The 2,759-nt window shown below is 63.2% G+C and carries 2 protein-coding genes and 3 pseudogenes; all 5 read right to left on the bottom strand.

Annotated features, from left to right (window positions below):
* Nucleotides 1–57: 57 nt before the first annotated feature.
* Nucleotides 58–621 (bottom strand): F0F1 ATP synthase subunit B, encoded by a 564-nt coding sequence (locus R1101_RS0120550; protein WP_006552592.1) that lies wholly within the window; start codon nucleotides 619–621, stop codon nucleotides 58–60.
* A gap of 13 nt (nucleotides 622–634) precedes the next feature.
* Entirely contained in the window at nucleotides 635–883 is a 249-nt protein-coding gene (locus R1101_RS0120545; RefSeq protein ID WP_016935169.1) for an ATP synthase F0 subunit C, read from the bottom strand.
* 90 nt (nucleotides 884–973) lie between these two features.
* Nucleotides 974–1,752, bottom strand: a pseudogene (atpB, locus tag R1101_RS0120540) (F0F1 ATP synthase subunit A).
* 328 nt (nucleotides 1,753–2,080) lie between these two features.
* Nucleotides 2,081–2,559 (bottom strand): annotated as a pseudogene (locus R1101_RS0120535) (hypothetical protein).
* An 11-nt stretch (nucleotides 2,560–2,570) separates the two neighbouring features.
* Nucleotides 2,571–2,759: pseudogene (locus R1101_RS27790) on the bottom strand (undecaprenyl-phosphate alpha-N-acetylglucosaminyl 1-phosphate transferase); the annotation flags it as partial.

Genomic DNA, 2,759 nt, shown 5'->3' with positions numbered 1-2,759 from the left:
ACTGCAACGCGGAACGCGTATGAGCGAGTGCCTCACGGCTTGCTGCGTACATGGTGCTCACTTTCCGGATGCAGAGTCAGCGCTGAGGGAGTCGAGTTCGTCGAGGAATCGATCGATCGAGCCGGCACGCTTCACGTCGTCCGCGAGCGCTTCGCCGAGGATCTTCTCGGCGAGATCCACGGAGCTGCGTCCGAGATCGCTACGCAGCTCGGCCACGATCTGCTGGCGCTGGGCCTGCAGCTGGTTGTGACCGGCGGCGACGATACGGTCGCTCTCCTCCTGGGCCTGCGCCTTCATGTCGGCGATGATCTGCTGGCCCTGTGCACGGGCCTCTTCACGGATCTGCGCCGCCTCGGTGCGGGCCTCGGCGAGCTGGCTACGGTACTGCTCGAGCGCGGCCGCAGCCTCCGCCTGAGCTTCCTCTGCCTTCTTGATGCCGCCTTCGATCAGCTCCGAACGCTCGTCGAGCACCTTCTGGAACATCGGAAGCACGAACTTCCAGAAGACGAATCCGACGAGAATCAGGGCGACCAGCGACCAGACGATGTCGTATGTCGCGGGAAGGAGGGGGTTGGGAGTCTCCCCTTCCTCGGCCGCGAGAATCAGGATGCTGTCAGCCATGGTGATCGTCGGATCAGAAGATGAAGCCGGCGACGATGCCGATCAGCGCCAGGGCCTCGGTGAACGCGATACCGAGGAACATCGTGGTGCGCAGCTGGCCGGCCATCTCGGGCTGACGAGCCATGCCCTCGATCGCCTTGCCGACGACGATGCCGATACCGATGCCGGGGCCGATGGCGGCGAGGCCGTAGCCGATGGCGCCTGCACCCGAGATCGTGGTGTCCTGGGCGAGGACGTCTGCTGCCTGAAGCGCAACGCTCATTGGTGTTCCATTCCCTTTCTTGTGGCTCGGCCCCGGGAGTCGGCAACCGAGTCAGTCTGTGTGTAGATGTGGGTCGTGCCGTTCGTCGAGCTAGTGCTCTTCGGCGTGCAGCGCCAGATCGATGTACACCGCGGTGAGCAGCGCGAAGATGTAGGCCTGCAGGACGATCACCAGGAGCTCGAAGAAGGTGAACGCGATTCCGCCGATGAGAGAACCGATGCCGAACACCTTCATGAAGCCGTCGGAATCGAAGAAGAAGAACTGGGTGGCACTGAAGAACAGCACGAGCATGATGTGACCGGCCAGCATGTTGGCCATGAGACGAATGGTCAGCGTGAACGGCCGCAGAATGAACGTCGAGACGAACTCGATCGGGATCACCAGCACGTGGAGAGCGGGCGGCAGGTTCGGAATGACGATGCTGCTCTTGACGTAGCGGAAGAATCCGTACTTCTTGATGCCCACATAGTTGAAGACGATGTAGGCGAGTGCCGCGAGCACGATCGGCATACCGATTCGTGCGTTGGACGAGATGTTGAGGAACGGGATGACCGATGTGAGGTTCAGACCGACCACCAGGAAGAAGATGGTGACGATCACCGGAAGGAACCGGCGTCCCTGTTCCTTACCGAGGATGTCCTCGGCGATATGGATCCGGACGAAGTCGAGCATGATCTCGGCGACGTTCTGCACGCCCCGCGGCACGATCTTCGGACTCCGCAGCGCGAAGAAGAAGAACAGAGCGACGATCAGGGCGACGGCGACGCGGATGAGCATCAACCGGTCCATCTCGAAGGGGGTGCCTTCGAACAGGACTGCCGGTGGGAAAAATCAGCTAGTGACGGCGCGTGGAATTCTCCGGCTGCCAAGGTGGTGACGCTCAGCGCTCTCTCCCGTAGTCGGCCGCAGGCATGCCGTCTGCGGTTCGATCGGACATTGACGATCCAGAAGTCGACCAGGTCGGCTCGCGTATTCGCCAGTGTTCCGAACCGCGTGAACGGTCCTGCTTCCTGCCGGTGTCGGCGACTCTCGTCGACTCGGCGGCCATTTGAACACGGCCGCCTACGAAGTCACAACTGCGCACCGTTTCCAAACCGGATGCGGCCAGTGTCACTCTCGCAGAACTCACCCTACCAACTGCTCTACGACAGCGCGTAGGTGGGTTCCTACGTGGGGGGTTATGGACATCCGGCACTACTACCGATCGTCGTTGTTCACCTCGGACGACGGCGGGGATCGACGTACAGGGCGCGCTGCGAGAGCACCCCGTAGGTCTCCGCTCCCAGAACGATGACCAGCGCGAAAACGATCGTGAGCACCAGCGCGTTGCGGTTGTAGAAGTCGAGCGAGTCGAGCGAACCCATCACGACGATGGCGAGGATCAGCTTCAGCAACCAGGTGCCGAGAAGAACGGCACCGGCGGTCATCGCCGGCATCTTCGACGTCAGGAGCACACCGAGCGCGGTGAAAAGGATGAATCCTCCGCCGACGGCCGCGCCGATCAGCGCGCCCCACAGTCCCGGCATCCCGGCGACGAGCACCGAGACCACCGATGCCACCACGGCGAGCACGAGAAGACCGAGGACGCCGTAGCGCACCGCCGCGCGCATGGGGGCGATCGGGTCGGGCAGCGAGGGCAGACCGTGGTCGGGTTCGGGATGATCCGGGTTCGTCACGATATCCGAGCCTAACCGACCTCTCGGGAGTGCTCCGGTGGTGTCTCCCCCGACTCGTCGTGCCGCCGCAGCGACGGCACCGCGGTCACCACGAGAGCGAACACGAGACCGCCCGCGAGAATCAGCACCACGGCCCTCCGATCGAGCAGCGAGGAACCGACGGCCCCGAACGCGAGGATGCCGACCCACAGGTAGAGCAG

Source organism: Rhodococcus sp. R1101 (assembly GCF_000278445.1).
Taxonomy (GTDB): Bacteria; Actinomycetota; Actinomycetes; order Mycobacteriales; family Mycobacteriaceae; genus Rhodococcus; species Rhodococcus gordoniae.
Note: the sequence above shows the minus strand (reverse complement) of the source record. Positions and strands in the feature narration are given on the sequence as shown.